This window comes from Pseudomonas sp. GP01-A4 (assembly GCF_058780865.1).
On sequence record NZ_JBYSWF010000021.1, the window covers coordinates 1 to 14,844 of the forward strand.

General features: G+C 60.8%; 12 protein-coding genes. 1 reads left to right on the top strand and 11 read right to left on the bottom strand.

Annotated features, from left to right (window positions below):
- Positions 1–139: 139 nt before the first annotated feature.
- From AC3WKX_RS14410 to AC3WKX_RS14445, 8 genes are all read right to left on the bottom strand, one after another.
- Entirely contained in the window at positions 140–469 is a 330-nt protein-coding gene (locus AC3WKX_RS14410; RefSeq protein ID WP_172834602.1) for a GlpM family protein, read from the bottom strand.
- An 18-nt stretch (positions 470–487) separates the two neighbouring features.
- On the bottom strand, positions 488–1,828 hold the full coding sequence (gene aauR, locus AC3WKX_RS14415) for a two-component response regulator AauR (protein ID WP_003208736.1): 1,341 nt from the start codon (positions 1,826–1,828) through the stop codon (positions 488–490).
- On the bottom strand, positions 1,825–3,726 hold the full coding sequence (aauS, locus tag AC3WKX_RS14420; RefSeq protein ID WP_003208735.1) for a two-component sensor histidine kinase AauS: 1,902 nt from the start codon (positions 3,724–3,726) through the stop codon (positions 1,825–1,827). Before aauS ends, aauR begins: the two co-directional genes overlap by 4 nt.
- A gap of 184 nt (positions 3,727–3,910) precedes the next feature.
- Positions 3,911–4,645 carry an amino acid ABC transporter ATP-binding protein gene (locus tag AC3WKX_RS14425; RefSeq protein ID WP_003208734.1) on the bottom strand — a complete coding sequence of 245 codons (735 nt, stop codon included), beginning with the start codon at positions 4,643–4,645 and terminating at the stop codon, positions 3,911–3,913.
- The gene (locus tag AC3WKX_RS14430; RefSeq protein WP_003208733.1) at positions 4,642–5,313 is read right to left on the bottom strand and encodes an amino acid ABC transporter permease; all 672 of its coding nucleotides are present in this window, start codon (positions 5,311–5,313) and stop codon (positions 4,642–4,644) included. The genes AC3WKX_RS14425 and AC3WKX_RS14430 overlap by 4 nt, the downstream gene beginning before the upstream one ends.
- Entirely contained in the window at positions 5,313–6,059 is a 747-nt protein-coding gene (locus AC3WKX_RS14435; protein WP_003208731.1) for an amino acid ABC transporter permease, read from the bottom strand. Before AC3WKX_RS14435 ends, AC3WKX_RS14430 begins: the two co-directional genes overlap by 1 nt.
- A 195-nt stretch (positions 6,060–6,254) precedes the next feature.
- A complete protein-coding gene (locus tag AC3WKX_RS14440; protein ID WP_008433481.1) occupies positions 6,255–7,181 on the bottom strand; it encodes a glutamate/aspartate ABC transporter substrate-binding protein in 927 nt (308 codons plus the stop codon).
- A 336-nt stretch (positions 7,182–7,517) separates the two neighbouring features.
- Complete coding sequence (locus tag AC3WKX_RS14445; RefSeq protein ID WP_102604895.1) at positions 7,518–9,842, bottom strand: TonB-dependent receptor; 2,325 nt, start codon at positions 9,840–9,842, stop codon at positions 7,518–7,520.
- Between the two features lie 125 nt (positions 9,843–9,967).
- On the opposite strand from AC3WKX_RS14445, the gene AC3WKX_RS14450 reads away from it, so the two are divergent.
- Positions 9,968–10,690 carry a tetratricopeptide repeat protein gene (locus AC3WKX_RS14450; protein ID WP_102604894.1) on the top strand — a complete coding sequence of 241 codons (723 nt, stop codon included), beginning with the start codon at positions 9,968–9,970 and terminating at the stop codon, positions 10,688–10,690.
- Positions 10,691–10,738: 48 nt separating this feature from the next.
- Here AC3WKX_RS14450 and glpD read toward each other — a convergent pair whose 3' ends face one another.
- From glpD to glpK, 3 genes are all read right to left on the bottom strand, one after another.
- Complete coding sequence (gene glpD / locus AC3WKX_RS14455; protein ID WP_008433488.1) at positions 10,739–12,277, bottom strand: glycerol-3-phosphate dehydrogenase; 1,539 nt, start codon at positions 12,275–12,277, stop codon at positions 10,739–10,741.
- A 173-nt stretch (positions 12,278–12,450) separates the two neighbouring features.
- Entirely contained in the window at positions 12,451–13,206 is a 756-nt protein-coding gene (locus tag AC3WKX_RS14460) for a DeoR/GlpR family transcriptional regulator (RefSeq protein ID WP_003208723.1), read from the bottom strand.
- A 94-nt stretch (positions 13,207–13,300) separates the two neighbouring features.
- A complete protein-coding gene (glpK, locus tag AC3WKX_RS14465) occupies positions 13,301–14,806 on the bottom strand; it encodes a glycerol kinase GlpK (RefSeq protein ID WP_003208721.1) in 1,506 nt (501 codons plus the stop codon).
- Positions 14,807–14,844: the final 38 nt, after the last annotated feature.

Consider the following 14,844-nt stretch of genomic DNA (forward strand, 5'->3'; position numbering starts at 1 on the left):
CGAGTGGTGGGGCAAGAGCGTTTTGCTTACTTTTGCGCTGTTCAAAAGTGAGCCGCTGTAAGAGCGGAACCAATAGCGGCCGTTACCTAAATAACGGATATACACACCCACCCGGCTCCGCATCTTTGATAGGTGTATGTCAGGCGTGTACCCGGACCCAAACGCTGACCAAAATCGTAGCCGCCATCAACCACGCCACCGCCGCCACCGCCAGCGAAGCCTCCAGACGCATCCGGTCAACCATCACATACAACGTCGCCAGGTACACAAAGTACGGAATGATCGACCACATCCCGAACACGATGGTGGTCTTCAAATCCTCCACCGACCGACCCTTGCCGACAATGTAATGCGCAATCAACGCGAACGTCGGAAACAGCGGCACCAACCCTGCAATGTAGTAGTTCTTGGTCTTGGCCAGCGCCGCCAGAATCAACACCACCCCCGCACCCAATGCCGCCTTCAACAATAAATCCACAATGCGCTCCTAGTGGCTCAGCCCGTACTTCTTGACCTTATCGAACAACGTGGTCTTGGCCATCCCCAGTTCCTGGCTGGCCTGGGTCAGGTTGCCGCCGCTGCGTTGCAAGGCATCGTTGAGCAGGTTGCGCTCGAACGCCTCCACCGCTTCGGTAAAGGCCAGCCCATGGTTGCCGCTGCTGGCGCCGCTCTTCTTGAACGCCGGCAAACCGAGGGCAAACCGCTCGGCCACGTTGCGCAGTTCACGCACGTTGCCCGGCCAGTCATGGCTCATCAGGCTGGACAGGGTCTGGTTGTCGAGGTCCGGCGCGGTGCGGTCGAAACGCAGCGACGACTGCTGCAGGAAGTGTTCGAACAACTGCAGGATGTCTTCGCGGCGTTCACGCAGCGGCGGCAGTTCCAGGGTCACCACGTTGAGGCGGTAGTACAGGTCGCTGCGAAACTGGTTGGCGCGGCTCAGGTCGTCGAGGTCGGACTTGGTCGCGGCGATCACCCGGCAATCCACCGCCACGCTCTGGTTCGAGCCCAGGCGTTCCAGGGTGCGTTCCTGCAACACCCGCAGCAGCTTGATCTGCAGGTTCATCGGCATGCTTTCCACTTCGTCGAGGAACAGCGTGCCTTCGTGGGCGTGTTCGATCTTGCCGATGCGGCGCTTGCCGGCACCGGTGAACGCGTTGGCTTCGTGGCCGAAGATTTCGCTTTCGAACAGGTTCTCCGGCAGGCCGCCGCAGTTCAAGGCGACGAACTGGTGGGAGTGGCGCCGGCTGAAATCGTGCAGGCAGCGCGCGACCAATTCCTTGCCGGTGCCGGTCTCGCCCTCGATCAACACGTTGGCCGAGGTGTCGGCGACGTTGGCGATCAATTCCCGCAGGTTCTGCATGGCCGGGGAGCGACCGATGATCCGGCCTTCCAGCGAATCGCGCTCGGCCAGTTGCCGGCGCAGCGACCAGACTTCCCGGGCCAAACCGCGTTGTTCCAGGGCGCGGCGGGCTACGTCCACCAGGCGCTCGGGAGAGAAGGGTTTCTCCATGAAGTCATAGGCGCCGTTGCGCATCGCGCCCACGGCCATGGAGATATCGCCGTGGCCGGTGATCAGCACCACCGGCAGGCTTTTATCCAGGGCCTTGAGCCGGGTCAGCAACTCCAGGCCGTCGATGCCCGGCAGGCGAATATCGCTGATGACGATGCCGGCGAAGTTTTCACCGACGAGGGTCAAGGCTTCTTCGGCACTGCCCACGCCCACGCTGGGAATGTCTTCCAGGGCCAGGGCTTGCTGGCAGCCGAGCAATACATGGGGGTCGTCTTCGACGATCAGGACGGTCAGGTCGGTGGTTTTTTCTGCGTTCATTTCGACTCGACTTGTTGAGGGCTCGCCAGCGGCAAACTCAGGACAAAGGCAGTACCACCGCTGGCCGGATGCTCGACGGCGAGGTTGCCGCCGGTCGCCGCCGCGAGGCTGGCCGACAGCGTCAGGCCGAGGCCCAGGCCTTGTTCGCCGGGTTTGGTGGTAAAGAACGGTTCGAACAAATGCTTGCGGGTCTCGGGATCAATCCCGTGGCCGTTATCGCGCACCCGCAGGCGATATTTGCCGTCGGCGATGTCGCCTTCCAGCCACAGTTCGGGGGCCGGTTGCGCCTGCATCGCATCCAGGGCGTTGCCCATCAGGTTGACCAGGATCTGCTCCAGGCGTGTCTGGTCGATCTGCAACTGCGCGCTGCTGAAGTGGCGGTGCACCGTCAGCGGCAGGGTCTCCAGGCGACTGCCGAGGATCTGGAACGTAGCGTCCACCGCCTTGCCCAGATTGGCTTCGCCCTGGTCATCGCCACGCCGGGCAAAGGAGCGCAGGCTGGCGGTGATGCGACCCATGCGGTCGATCAGTTCGTTGATGGTCTTGAGGTTGGCACTGGCGGTGTCCAGCGCCCCACGCTCAAGGAAGCGCACGGTGTTGCCCGACAGGGTACGCAGGGCGGCCAGTGGCTGGTTCAATTCATGGGCGATGCTGGTGGACATCTGGCCGATGGCCGCGAGTTTGCCGGCCTGCACCAGTTCGTCCTGGGCCCGGCGCAAGGTTTCCTCGGCCTGGCGCCGCTCGCGAATCTGGCTCTTGAGCCGCTCGTTGCTGGCCCGCAGGTCGGTGGTGCGTTCGGCAATCCGTCGCTCCAGCTGGTTATTGGCTTCCTGCAGGGCTTCCCGGGCGGCGAGGCGGGTGGCAATCACCTTTCGGCGCTCGTTCCAGGCAATCAGCAGGAATGCCACCAGCGCAAAGGCTACGGCCACCAGTATGCCCTGGTTGATGGCGGCCCGGCGCAGGTCGTTCAGCGGGGTGAGCAGGGTGAAATTCCAGGGGGTGTCGTTCAGCGGGCGGGTCTGGGCCAGGTAGCTGACCTCATGCTCGTCGGCCACCACTTCGCTGTTGGCCGGGAAGGTCAACTTCTCGGTGCCTTCGTTGAGGCGCTCGCGGGCCAGTGGTTCCAGCTCGTTGAGCGTCGCCCAGTAGTATTGCAGGCTGTGGGCAAGGCGGTCCTTGGTGTCATCGCTCAATGGCCGCACGGACTTGAGGCGACGGGCCGGGTCGCTGGAGAGAATGATGATGCCATTCTCGTCACTGACGAAGGCCTCCAGGCGCGCCCGCTGCCAGCGCTCTTCCAGCGCTTCCAGACGTACCTTGACCACGGCGACGCCGATGATCTTGCCGTGCTCTTCCAGACCATGGGCCAGGTAATAGCCGGGTTCGCCGTTGGTGCTGCCGATGCCGTAGAACCGGCCGGGCTGGCCGCGCACGGCATTCTGGAAATAGGCACGGAAGGACAGGTCTTCACCCTGGTAACTGTCGGCATCGCGCCAGTTGCTGGTCGCCAGCACACGGCCGGTGGTGTCCATCACGTAGATCGCCCGGCTGCGACTGCGCCGGTTCAGGCCTTCGAGGTAGTCGTTGACGGTTTTGCGGGTTTCTTGATTCGGGTCGGCCAACAGCCTGGAGACGCTGGATTCCAGCTCCAGGAGACTGGGCAGGTAGGTGTATTTGCTGAGTTCGCTCTCGACGGTGCGGGCGTGCAATTCCAGTTGGCGTTCGCCGGTATCGCTGAGGGTGCGGATCCCATAGAACTCGCTGATCCAGAAGCCGACGTAACCCAGTCCGATCATCAGGGCGATGATCAGCGGCGGCAGGAACAATTGGCGAATCAGACGAGGCTTCACGGCAAGTGATGGCGGCGCGGCGCGAAAGAGGTTGGGGTCGCATTTCATCACAGATGCCTTGGGTCAACCAGAGCTGCCAGCTTGCGCGGTCACGTGTGGGAGCTGGCTTGCCTGCGATTGCATCACCTCGGTGTAACTGACACATCGAGGCGCCTGCATCGCGGGCAAGCCCGGCTCCCACACAAGCCAGCTCCCACACAAGCCCGGTTTTCACTGGGGAGCAGTGGTGCTTTTAGTGCTGCAGGATTTTCTCGAGGAAGTGCTGCGCACGCTCGGAGCGGGCGCTGATGTCGCCGAAGAATTCCTCTTTCGGGCAGTCTTCGATGATCTTGCCGGCGTCCATGAAGATCACCCGGTCGGCTACCTTGCGGGCGAAACCCATTTCGTGGGTCACGCACATCATGGTCATGCCTTCCTGGGCCAACTGCACCATCACGTCGAGCACTTCGTTGACCATTTCCGGGTCGAGGGCCGAGGTCGGTTCGTCGAACAGCATGACGATCGGGTCCATCGCCAGCGCACGGGCAATCGCCACACGCTGTTGCTGGCCGCCGGAAAGCTGGCCCGGGTGCTTGTGGGCGTGAGCCGACAGGCCGACGCGCTCCAGCAGTTGCAGGCCCTTCTTGGTGGCTTCTTCCTTGCTGCGGCCCAATACCTTGATCTGCGCGATGGTCAGGTTTTCGGTGATGGTCAGGTGCGGAAACAGCTCGAAGTGCTGGAACACCATGCCAACGCGCGAGCGCAGTTTCGGCAGGTTGGTCTTCGGGTCGGCAATGGAGGTGCCATCGACCACCACGTCGCCTTTCTGGAACGGTTCCAGGGCGTTGACGCACTTGATCAGGGTCGATTTGCCCGAGCCGGACGGCCCGCACACCACGATCACTTCGCCTTTTTTAACCTCGGTGCTGCAATCGGTCAGCACCTGGAAGTCGCCATACCACTTGTTGATATTCTTGATAGAGATCATACGGCAAACCTTTTTTGCAGACGCTTGACCAGCAGCGAGGCGGAAAAGCTGATGATGAAGTAGACGACACCGGCGAAGATCAGGAACTCATTGGAGCGGCCGATGATGTCGCCGTTGGAGCGGGCGGAGTTGAGGAAATCCACCAGGCCCACGGTGTAGACCAGCGAGGTGTCCTGGAACAGGATGATCGACTGTTGCAGCAGCAACGGGGTCATCTTGCGGAACGCCTGGGGCAGGATGATCAGGCGCATGGTCTGGCCGTAGGTCATGCCCATCGCTTGCGCCGCGGCCATCTGGCCCTTGGGGATCGACTGCACGCCGGCCCGCACGATTTCGCAGAAGTACGCCGCCTCGAACATCATGAAGGCCACGACGCAGGAGGTGAACGCACCGATCGGGGTGTCTTCGCCGGTGATCCAGCGCAGCACGAACGGCACCGCCAGGTAGAACCAGGTGATCACCAGCAGCAGCGGGATCGAGCGGAAGTAGTTCACGTAGGCGCCGGCCAGGCGCGACAGCAGTTTGCTGGACGACAGGCGCATCAGCGCGAGGATCGTACCCAGGATGATGCCGCCGACCACGCCCATGACCATCAACTGCAAGGTCATGACCATGCCGTTCCACAGGCCCGGGATGGCGGGGATGATGCCGCTGAAATCGAAGTCCATTATTTACCCCCCACGGAGATCAGGCCGGGCACGGCGACTTTCTTCTCGACCACGCGCATCAGCAGCATCAGGCTCATGTTCAGGGTGAAATAGATCAGCGTGGCCAGGGTGAAGGCCTCGAACAGGTTGGCCGAGAACTCGGCGGTCTGTTTGGTTTGCGCCAGCAGTTCCATCAAGCCGATCAGGGACGCCACGGAGGAGTTCTTGAAGACGTTGAGGAATTCCGAGGTAAGCGGCGGAATGATGATTCGGTAGGCCTGGGGCAGCAGCACGTTCCAGTAGATCTGCGGCAGCTTGAAGCCCATGGCGCGTGCGGCGGATTCCTGGCCCCGTGGCAGCGCCTGGATGCCGGTACGCACTTGTTCGCACACACGGGCGGCGGTGAACAGGCCCAGGCACACCACAACGCTCAGGTAGGCCGAGGTGGTCGGGTTGAGGTCTTGTTTGTACCAGTCCTGCAGGTTCTGCGGCAGCAGGTCGGGTATCAGGAAATACCAGATGAACAGCTGAACCAGCAGCGGTACGTTGCGAAACAGTTCCACGTAGCAGGTCGCGATGCCCGATACGATGCGGTTTGGCACGGTGCGCATGACGCCCAGAATGGACCCCAGCAGCAAGGCGATGATCCATGCCACGACGGCGATGGCAATGGTCCAGCCCAAGCCGGCGATGTACCAGTCGAGATAAGTCTCGCTGCCCACGCCGGTGGACTTGAAGAACACGCCCCAGTCCCAGTTGTAATTCATTAGGGTCTCCCCTCGAGATCGATCGATGTACAAGCACCCGCTTGGGGAAGATCCTTTCCCGCCCGACGGTGAACGCCAGGCACACGCGATCGGCTCGAAAACCGCCAGGTCGAGTGTTCCAAAATTAAAGCCAGCAGGTAGCAACAGACGCCTGAGGGAGGGTTGGCTCCCTCAGGACATAAGCTTAGTCAGGTATCAGATTTTTACGTCAGGCGCTGGCTTGTCGCTTGGGTTGGCGATCAGATCCTTGACCTTGTCGCTCATCGGGAAGTTGAGGTTCAGGCCTTTTGGTGGAATCGGGCTCTCGAACCACTTGCTGTAGATCTTGTTGATCTCGCCGGACTTGTACAGGCCGACGATCGCATCATCCACGGCCTTCTTGAAGGCTGGGTCGTCTTTGCGAACCATGCAGGCGTAGGCTTCGAAGGACTGTGGAGTACCGGTGATGACCCAGTCGTCCGGCTTCTTGGCCTTGGCTTCTTCACCGGCCAGCAGGGCGTCGTCCATCATGAAGGCAACGGCGCGGCCGCTTTCCAGCATCTGGAAGGATTCGCCGTGGTCCTTGGCGGAGATGACGTTCATGCCCATCTGCTTGTCGGCGTTCATCGCCTTGATGATGCGCTCGGACGTGGTGCCGGCGGTGGTCACGACGTTCTTGCCTTTCAGGTCGGCGAAATCGCTGTAGGACGGCTTGCCTTCCTTGTCTTTCTTGACCAGCAGGCGGGTGCCGATTTCGAAGATATTGACGGTGAAGTCAACCTGCTGGGCGCGTTCGGCGTTGTTGGTGGTGGAGCCGCACTCGATATCCGCGGTGCCGTTCTGGATCAGCGGGATACGGGTTTGCGAGGTGACCAGGTTGTACTTGGTCTTCAGGTCGGGTTTGTTCAGGTCTTTTTTCAGGGCTTCAACGATAGCCAGCTGAATGTCGTGGGAGTAGCCCACGGGTTTGCCCGAACCATCCGCGATATAGGAAAACGGAATGGAGCTGTCGCGGTGAGCGAGAGTGATCGTGCCGGAGTCGTTGATTTTCTTCAGTGTGCCGGTGAGTTCGGCGGCGAAAACTGGAGTGCTGATCAGAGCAGCAGCGATAGCTGCGCCCAGGATATGGGGAACGATGCGCATCAATACTTCCTCGACATTTGTTTTTTTTATGAGACCGGTTGGGACGGCCACGTTTTTATATAAACAGTACTGCGAAAGCCTATGACGGCTCCTGAGGCGCCTCAGGCAATCGCCTACGAGTGTAGAGCATGAGTCGTGCCAGACCAGAAATAAAAGGTTAACCATATGATTTATATAGAGATTAACTTTGTATTACGGGTTTTTTCTCCTGTTTGGGTCCGGCAAACCGAATAGGTTGAGCTATGGCGTTCGGAAAACCGAATGGCGGCGTGGGCCTGTATCGCCCATGAAAAAGCCCCGGGAGTGTGGCTCCCGGGGCTTTTGGGTGTGGCTCTGTCAGAACGTGTAGTCGGCCGACACCACTGCCGCGCGGCCATCGCCGGGCACTGCCCAACCGTTGTTGCGGATACGGGTGAGGTACTCCTTGTCGAACAGGTTGTTGATGTTCAGCTGCAGGTTCAACTGTTTGTTGACCTTGTAACCGAGCATCGCACGCTGCACCGCATAGCCGGGCGAAGTCGGCGAGTTGGCGGCGCTGACCAGGTACTGCTTGGTTTGCGCCGTAATGCCGTAGCCCACCTGGAAGTCGTAGGGCAGGTCGTACACCGTCCAGATGCTGGCTGCATGTTTGGGGGTGAAGGTCAGCGGCTCGCCTTTCTGCACGTCGATGCCGGTGGTCGCCAGGGTGTAATCGCTGGCGCTGCGCAGCACACGAGTGTTCAGGTAGGTGTAGTTGGCGAAGACCTTCCAGCGGTCAGTCAGCTGACCGCTCAGGCCCAGCGCCACACCGTCTGCACGTGCCTTGCCGTCGAGGGTCTGGGTGCCGCTCAGGTTGCTCGGGTCATTGTCGGCGACTTTATAGTTGGTGCGGTCATTGCGGAAGATCGCGCCCGTCAGCGAGAGGGCATTGTCGAGCAGGTCCCATTTGGTGCCGATCTCATAGCTGACGGCGGTTTCCGGGGAAACATCGCAGTTGTTGGTGGCGATGCTTGAGCTTTTGGCCGGGGTGTAGCAACCCCCATTGACGCTGGCCTGGGACGGCGTCTTGCTGTTGCCGTAGGCGATATAGAAGCTGCCGTTTTCCACCGGTTTGTAGACCAGCGCCAGGCGGTAGGAGGTCAGGTCATCCGCCTGGCCGTAGCGAGTGCCGGGCGTTTCCACGCCAGTGCTGGAATAGGCATTGGTCACCGAGCTGCCGGCGTTGTGCTCGTAACGCAGGCCGCCGTTGATTTCCCACTGTGGGTTGAGCTTGAGCGTGTCGAAGGCATAGGCGGCGCGGTTGTTCAGCGCGCCGTCAATGTGGGCGGCCCGGGTGAAGTTGACGGGGCCGGACCATTCGGAGTTCGGGTCGCTGTAGCTGACCGGTGGTGGGACGATGGTGCTGCCGTTGGCGTTGGTCAGCCATTTACCGGTATCCGCCTCGTATTCCTCGCGGCTGATGGCGATGCCGGTCACCAGCGTGTGGTCGATGAACCCGGTGCTGAAGTGGCTGGTGACGTCGGTCTGGTTGGTGAACATCTTGTTCTGGGTGTTGCGCTCGTTACCCAGTGAGCCGCCGCTTGGCTGGAAGTAGCCTGGCTGCAGGCCTGCGGCGCAAGGGGCGCCGGTGATCTGGGTGCCGCTGGCCAGGCAGCCGGTCAATGCACCTTCGGGGCCGGAAGCGCGCAGGTCCTGGCGAACGCGCTCGACGCGGGTGAAGTTGCGCACCGAGACGGCGTCGTTGAAGTCGTGTTCGAGCTTCAGGCTGAACGAGTCCGAGGTGATTTGCTGGTCATTGATGTTGTGGTAGCCGTAGTAGTCACTCCAACCCACGCCCGGCATGGGCTTGCCGTTGTAGATCGGGATGCCGTACTGCGGCGTGTTGTTGTCTTTCTGGTGCTCGTAACTGACGGTGACGCGTGTCGGCGTGCCCAGGCCAAACGCGATGGAGGGCGCGATGCCCCAGCGTTCGTAATCTTCATAATCGCGGCCAGGCACGTCGTTACCATGGGCCATCAGGTTCAGGCGGAACGCGGTGGTGTCGTTCAGCGTCTGGTTGGTGTCCAGGGTTGTGCGCTTGTAGTTATCGGTGCCGATGCCCGCACTGATGGTGGTTTTATCGCGTAATTCCGGCTGTTTGCTCACCAGGTTGATGGTGCCACCGACCGCGCCGGAGCCGGAATACACCGAACTTGCGCCGCTGACGACTTCGACCTGCTCCAGGTTGAACGGGTCGGTGCGGCTGTACTGCGCGCTGTCGCGCACGCCGTCCACGTAGATGTCGCCGCTGGCGGAGAAGCCGCGCAGGTTGATGCTGTCGCCATACCCGCTGCCGCCTTCGCCGGCCCCGAAGGTGATCCCCGGCACGGTGCTGAGCACGTCGCGCAGGGTCAGCAGGTTCTGGTCATGAATGACTTCCTTGGGCACCACCGTGATGGTCTGCGGCGTGTCGCGCAGGGCCTCGGTGTACTTGGGGGAAGAAGGCGCCGCAGGGTTGTAGACGCTCTGGCTCGGGGCCTGGCCTTCGATGCTGGTCGCGCCGAGTTGGATGACCCCTGTGTTGTCTTCTGGTGCGGGCTCCGCCGCGTAACTGAATCCTCCTTGCGCAGCCACTGCCAGGCCCACTGCCGACGCGAGCAAATGCCGCGATGAGAGGGGGGCAGAACTGATGCCGGTAGCCATTGAGTAATCTCTTGTTGGTGTTAGTGAGATGCGATCGTAATTGATAAGCGATCTCAAATGTAATACTTTGTAACCAAATAAATCATGAAACTTTTTGCGGTCCTTGATCGCTACTCGGGGCAGGAATGCAGAGCGCACAGCCAGGCAGCGAGCCCTCGGATATCGGTGATAACCCGCGTGCCTATGTGCGCTGGGTGATGCATGCGGCACAGCTGGGAGATGCCGACGCACAGGCGACCCTGGCCCAGCTGCTGCTCGACGGTCGTGGCGTGCAGAAGGATGAGGCGCTGGGGTTGAGCTGGTTTCGCATCGCTGCGCGGCAGCGTCACCCCATGGCGATCAACATGATCGGGCGCTGCCTGGAGAATGGCTGGGGCTGCGAGGTCGACTTGGAAGACAGTGCGCGGCATTACCGCAAGGCCGCCGATCTGGGGCTGGATTGGGGTTTGTATAACTACGGCCAGTTGCTGACGCGTGGCCGTGGTGTGGAGCGTGACCTTGTCGCGGCATATGAACTGTTCCGCCAGGCTGCGGCCAAGGGGCACGCCAAGTCGATGAACCTGTTGGGTCGGTTCCACCATGAAGGCGTGGTGGTGCCCAAGGATGTTCAACTGGCGCGCCAGTGGTATCAGCGCTCAGCCGAGGCCGGGGATTTCCGCGGGCAATACAACCATGCTGCGGAGCTGGCTCACGACGGCGACGAAGTGCAGGCCTGCCTATGGTTGGAGCGGGCCCTCGCGACGGCCACACCGGGCTTTTTGCAGGCGGCTTATCCCGTGTTGCTGGGCTCAGCCTTCAGCGGGATTCGTGAAATGGGCCTGCACTATCAGCGTCATCTGCAGGCATGAAAAAGCCCCTGGACCTTTCGGTGCAGGGGCTTTTTTACGTCGGGCTGATCAGGCCGCTTCGATCTTGCCGCGGTTGTGTTCAACCTTGGACAGGTAACGCTGCACGTTCTCCTGCTCCTGCGGCGTGGTGAACAGGCCCAGCTTGCTGCGGCGCCACAGGATGTCCTGGGGCTGAGTGGCCCATTCTTCAGCGCACAGGTAATCGACTTCGCGGGTGTACAGGCCGCCACCGAGGTGGTCACCCATGTCCGCCAGCGATTGCACGCCTTCCAGCAGGCGCCAGGTGCGGCTGCCGTAAGTGGTGGACCAGCGACGGGCAATCTCGCTCGGCACCCAGTCGTATTTGCTACGGATTGCATCGGCCAGGGCTTCTGGCGTGCTCATGTTTTCGCCGCCGGGCAGGGTGGCTGTAGCCGTCCAGCTTGGGCGCATCTGCGTGAAGTAAGGCGCCAGTTGTGCCATCGCCGATTCGGCCAGCTTGCGGTAGGTGGTCAGCTTGCCGCCGAACACCGACAGCAACGGCGCCTCGCCCGAGGTGCCGGACAGCGCCAGGGTGTAGTCGCGGGTCACGGCCGACGGGTTGTCGGACTCGTCGTTGCACAGCGGGCGCACGCCGGAATAGGTGTGCACGATGTCATCGCGGCTCAGCTGCTTCTTGAAGTGCGCGTTGACCACGTTGAGCATGTAGTCGGTTTCACCTTCGGTAATCGCCACTTTCGCCGGGTCGCCGGTGTATTCGCGGTCGGTGGTGCCGATGATGGTCAGGTGGTTCAGGTACGGAATGGTGAAGACGATACGCTGGTCTTCGTTCTGCAGGATGTGCGCGTGGGCGCCTTCATACAGCTTCGGTACGATCAGGTGGCTGCCCTGGATCAGACGGATGCCGTAGGGCGAATCCAGCTTCAAGTCATCCTTGATGAACTTGGCCACCCACGGGCCGGCGGCGTTCACCAGCGCTCGGGCGCGGATCGAGAACAGGCTGCCGTCGGCACGTTCCATGTTCATTTCCCACAGGCCTTTGCTGCGGTGTGCGCTGACGCAACGGGTCTGGGTGTGGATGTGCGCACCCTTTTCCCGCGCAGCCATGGCGTTGAGTACTACAAGGCGGGCGTCGTCGACCCAGCAATCGGAGTATTCGAAGCCTTTGGTGATTTCGCTTTTCAGCGGGCTGTCGGGGCCGAACTTGAGGCTCTTGGAGCCTTCGAGTTTTTCCCGCTTGCCCAGATGGTCATACAGGAACAGGCCGGCGCGAATCATCCATGCCGGACGCAGGTGCGGGCGGTGAGGCAATACAAAGCGCATCTGCTTGACGATGTGCGGGGCCTTGGCCAACAGCACCTCACGTTCAGCCAGGGCCTCGCGCACCAGGCGGAATTCGTAATGCTCCAGGTAACGCAGGCCACCGTGGATCAGCTTGCTGCTCGCGGAGGAAGTGTGGCTGGCCAGGTCGTCCTTTTCGCAAAGGAATACCGACAAACCGCGACCGGCTGCGTCTGCTGCAATCCCGACGCCATTGATCCCGCCACCGATAACGGCGACGTCATAGACTTCGGCAAGCGGTGGGGCAGGCAAGGTAGAAGGGTTCATCGGCTGGCCTCGCAATCTTTTTCGTATTGGAATTCGAACATAAATGTTCATTTGCGAAAATGGTAGCTTATAAACGCAGGTACAGCCAGCCCGCTTCGATTGAAAATACTGATCGAAGGGCGAACAAAGGAAAATTTGTGAACATCAGGGGGCAGGACACCCCCTGTATAGGCTTACACCACTTCCAGTCGAATCTTGTGCTGATTCAACAGTTGCACCAGTGCCGGGACCGGCTGCTGATCGGTGACTAAACAATCAATCAAACTGATGGGTCCCAGGCGAATCATGGCGTTGCGCCCGAATTTGCTGGAGTCCGCCGCCAGGATCACCTTGCGCGCATTGGCAATGATCGCCTGGGAAACCCGTACTTCCTGATAATCGAAGTCCAGAAGGCTGCCGTCTTCATCGATACCGCTGATGCCCACCAAGGCGAAATCGACCTTGAACTGGTTGATGAAATCAACGCTGGCCTGGCCTACCACACCGCCATCCCGGCGCACGTTGCCGCCGGTCAGGAGTACGTCGAAGTCGTCTTTGGCACTCAGCATCATGGCGACGTTGAGGTTATTGGTGATGATTTTCAGGTGGCTGTGGTTAAGCAGCGCACGCGCGATCGATTCGGTGGTGGTACCGATGTTGATAAACAGCGAGGCGTGATCGGGGATTTGCGCGGCGATGGCTTCGCCGATGCGCTGTTTTTCGTCGCGCATCTGGTCGGCACGCATGGCGTACGCGGTGTTTTCAACGCTGGAATCATAGGCTGCGCCGCCATGGTAGCGGCGCAACAGATTGGCTTCCGCCAGTTGATTGATATCGCGGCGGATGGTTTGCGGGGTGACAACGAAGAGCTGCGCCATTTCCTCGATACTCACATAGCCGCGTTCGCGAACCAGTTCGAGGATTTGTTGCTGGCGGGGAGGCAGATTCATGGTGCGTCCTTTGGGCTGCCGTAAAAAGTGGCCCATGATGACGCAGGAATCTGCTCCCTGCCAGTTACAACCCTATGCGCGTCCGGCGCTTGGCTTATTCAGCGCCTTCGTGGGGTTCCCAGTCGCGGGTGCGGCTGACTGCTTTCTGCCAGCCGGCGTAGAGTTTTTCCTTCGCTGCTTCTTCCAACTGAGGTTCGAATTGACGCTCGATTACCGCCTTGCCACGCAGTTCGTCCAGGCTGCCCCAGAAACCGCACGCCAGGCCGGCCAGGTAGGCGGCGCCCAACGCGGTGGTTTCGCGCATTTGTGGGCGTTCAACCTGGGTACCGAGGATGTCGGCCTGGAACTGCATCAGGAAGTTGTTGGCGACCGCGCCACCGTCTACCCGCAGGGATTTGAGGCGTTCGCCGGAATCCTGCTGCATGGCATCGAGTACGTCACGGGTCTGGTAGGCAATCGACTCCAGGGCTGCACGGATGATGTGATCCACGCGTACGCCACGGGTCAGTCCGAACAGCGCGCCACGGGCATACGGGTCCCAGTACGGAGCGCCCAGGCCGGTGAAGGCTGGCACCAGGTACACGCCGTTGCTGTCCTTGACCTTGCCGGCGAAGTATTCGGTGTCGGTGGCATCGGCGATGATCTTCAACTCATCACGCAGCCATTGCACGGTGGAACCGCCGTTGAACACGGCGCCTTCCAGGGCGTAGGCCACTTCGCCACGCGGGCCGCAGGCGATGGTGGTGAGCATGCCGTGCTTGGATTTCACCGCCTTGTCGCCGGTGTTCATCAGCAGGAAGCAGCCGGTGCCGTAGGTGTTTTTCGCCTGGCCCGGTTCTACGCACATTTGGCCAAACAGCGCCGCCTGCTGGTCACCGGCGATACCGCCGATGGCGATACCGCTTTTGGTGCGACCATAGATTTCCGAGGAAGACTTCACTTCCGGCAGCATTTCGCGCGGCACGTCGAGAATCTCCAGCATCTTGGCATCCCACTCCAGCGTGTGGATGTTGAAGAGCATGGTGCGCGAGGCGTTGGTGTAGTCGGTGACGTGGGTCTTGCCGCCGGTAAATTTCCAGATCAGCCAGCTGTCGATGGTGCCGAACAGCAGCTCGCCGTTACGCGCACGTTCGCGACTGCCTTCGACGTTGTCGAGGATCCACTTGAGCTTGGTGCCGGAGAAGTACGGATCGGTGACCAGGCCGGTGGTGTCGTTGATGTATTGTTCGTGGCCGTCGCGCTTGAGCTGCTGGCAGATCTCGGTGCTGCGGCGGCATTGCCAGACGATCGCGTTGTAGATCGGGCGGCCGGTGATTTTGTCCCAGACCACGGTGGTTTCACGCTGGTTGGTGATACCGATGGCCGCGACCTGGTCATGGTGCAGGCCGGCTTGTGCCAGGGCCTCGACCATCACCGCGCTCTGGGTAGCGAAAATCTCCATCGGGTCATGTTCGACCCAGCCGGCTTGCGGGTAATGCTGAGTGAATTCACGCTGGGCGGTGCAGACCACGTTGGCGTCACGATCGAAGATGATCGCCCGGGAACTGGTGGTGCCCTGATCGAGGGCAATGATGTAGTTCTTATTCTGAATGTCGGTCATGTCGATTGCCTTGGACGGAGAATAGGGAAGTCAGTAAA

What these genes read in the sequence shown, in the direction of transcription:
- AC3WKX_RS14445 (WP_102604895.1), bottom strand. Translation starts at nt 9,842, where the DNA reads ATGGCTACCGGCATCAGTTCTGCCCCCCTCTCATCGCGGCATTTGCTC.
- AC3WKX_RS14430 (WP_003208733.1), bottom strand. Translation starts at nt 5,313, where the DNA reads ATGGACTTCGATTTCAGCGGCATCATCCCCGCCATCCCGGGCCTGTGG.
- AC3WKX_RS14435 (WP_003208731.1), bottom strand. Translation starts at nt 6,059, where the DNA reads ATGAATTACAACTGGGACTGGGGCGTGTTCTTCAAGTCCACCGGCGTG.
- AC3WKX_RS14425 (WP_003208734.1), bottom strand. Translation starts at nt 4,645, where the DNA reads ATGATCTCTATCAAGAATATCAACAAGTGGTATGGCGACTTCCAGGTG.
- AC3WKX_RS14460 (WP_003208723.1), bottom strand. Translation starts at nt 13,206, where the DNA reads ATGAATCTGCCTCCCCGCCAGCAACAAATCCTCGAACTGGTTCGCGAA.
- AC3WKX_RS14450 (WP_102604894.1), top strand. Translation starts at nt 9,968, where the DNA reads ATGCAGAGCGCACAGCCAGGCAGCGAGCCCTCGGATATCGGTGATAAC.
- AC3WKX_RS14440 (WP_008433481.1), bottom strand. Translation starts at nt 7,181, where the DNA reads ATGCGCATCGTTCCCCATATCCTGGGCGCAGCTATCGCTGCTGCTCTG.
- aauS (WP_003208735.1), bottom strand. Translation starts at nt 3,726, where the DNA reads ATGAAATGCGACCCCAACCTCTTTCGCGCCGCGCCGCCATCACTTGCC.
- glpK (WP_003208721.1), bottom strand. Translation starts at nt 14,806, where the DNA reads ATGACCGACATTCAGAATAAGAACTACATCATTGCCCTCGATCAGGGC.
- glpD (WP_008433488.1), bottom strand. Translation starts at nt 12,277, where the DNA reads ATGAACCCTTCTACCTTGCCTGCCCCACCGCTTGCCGAAGTCTATGAC.
- aauR (WP_003208736.1), bottom strand. Translation starts at nt 1,828, where the DNA reads ATGAACGCAGAAAAAACCACCGACCTGACCGTCCTGATCGTCGAAGAC.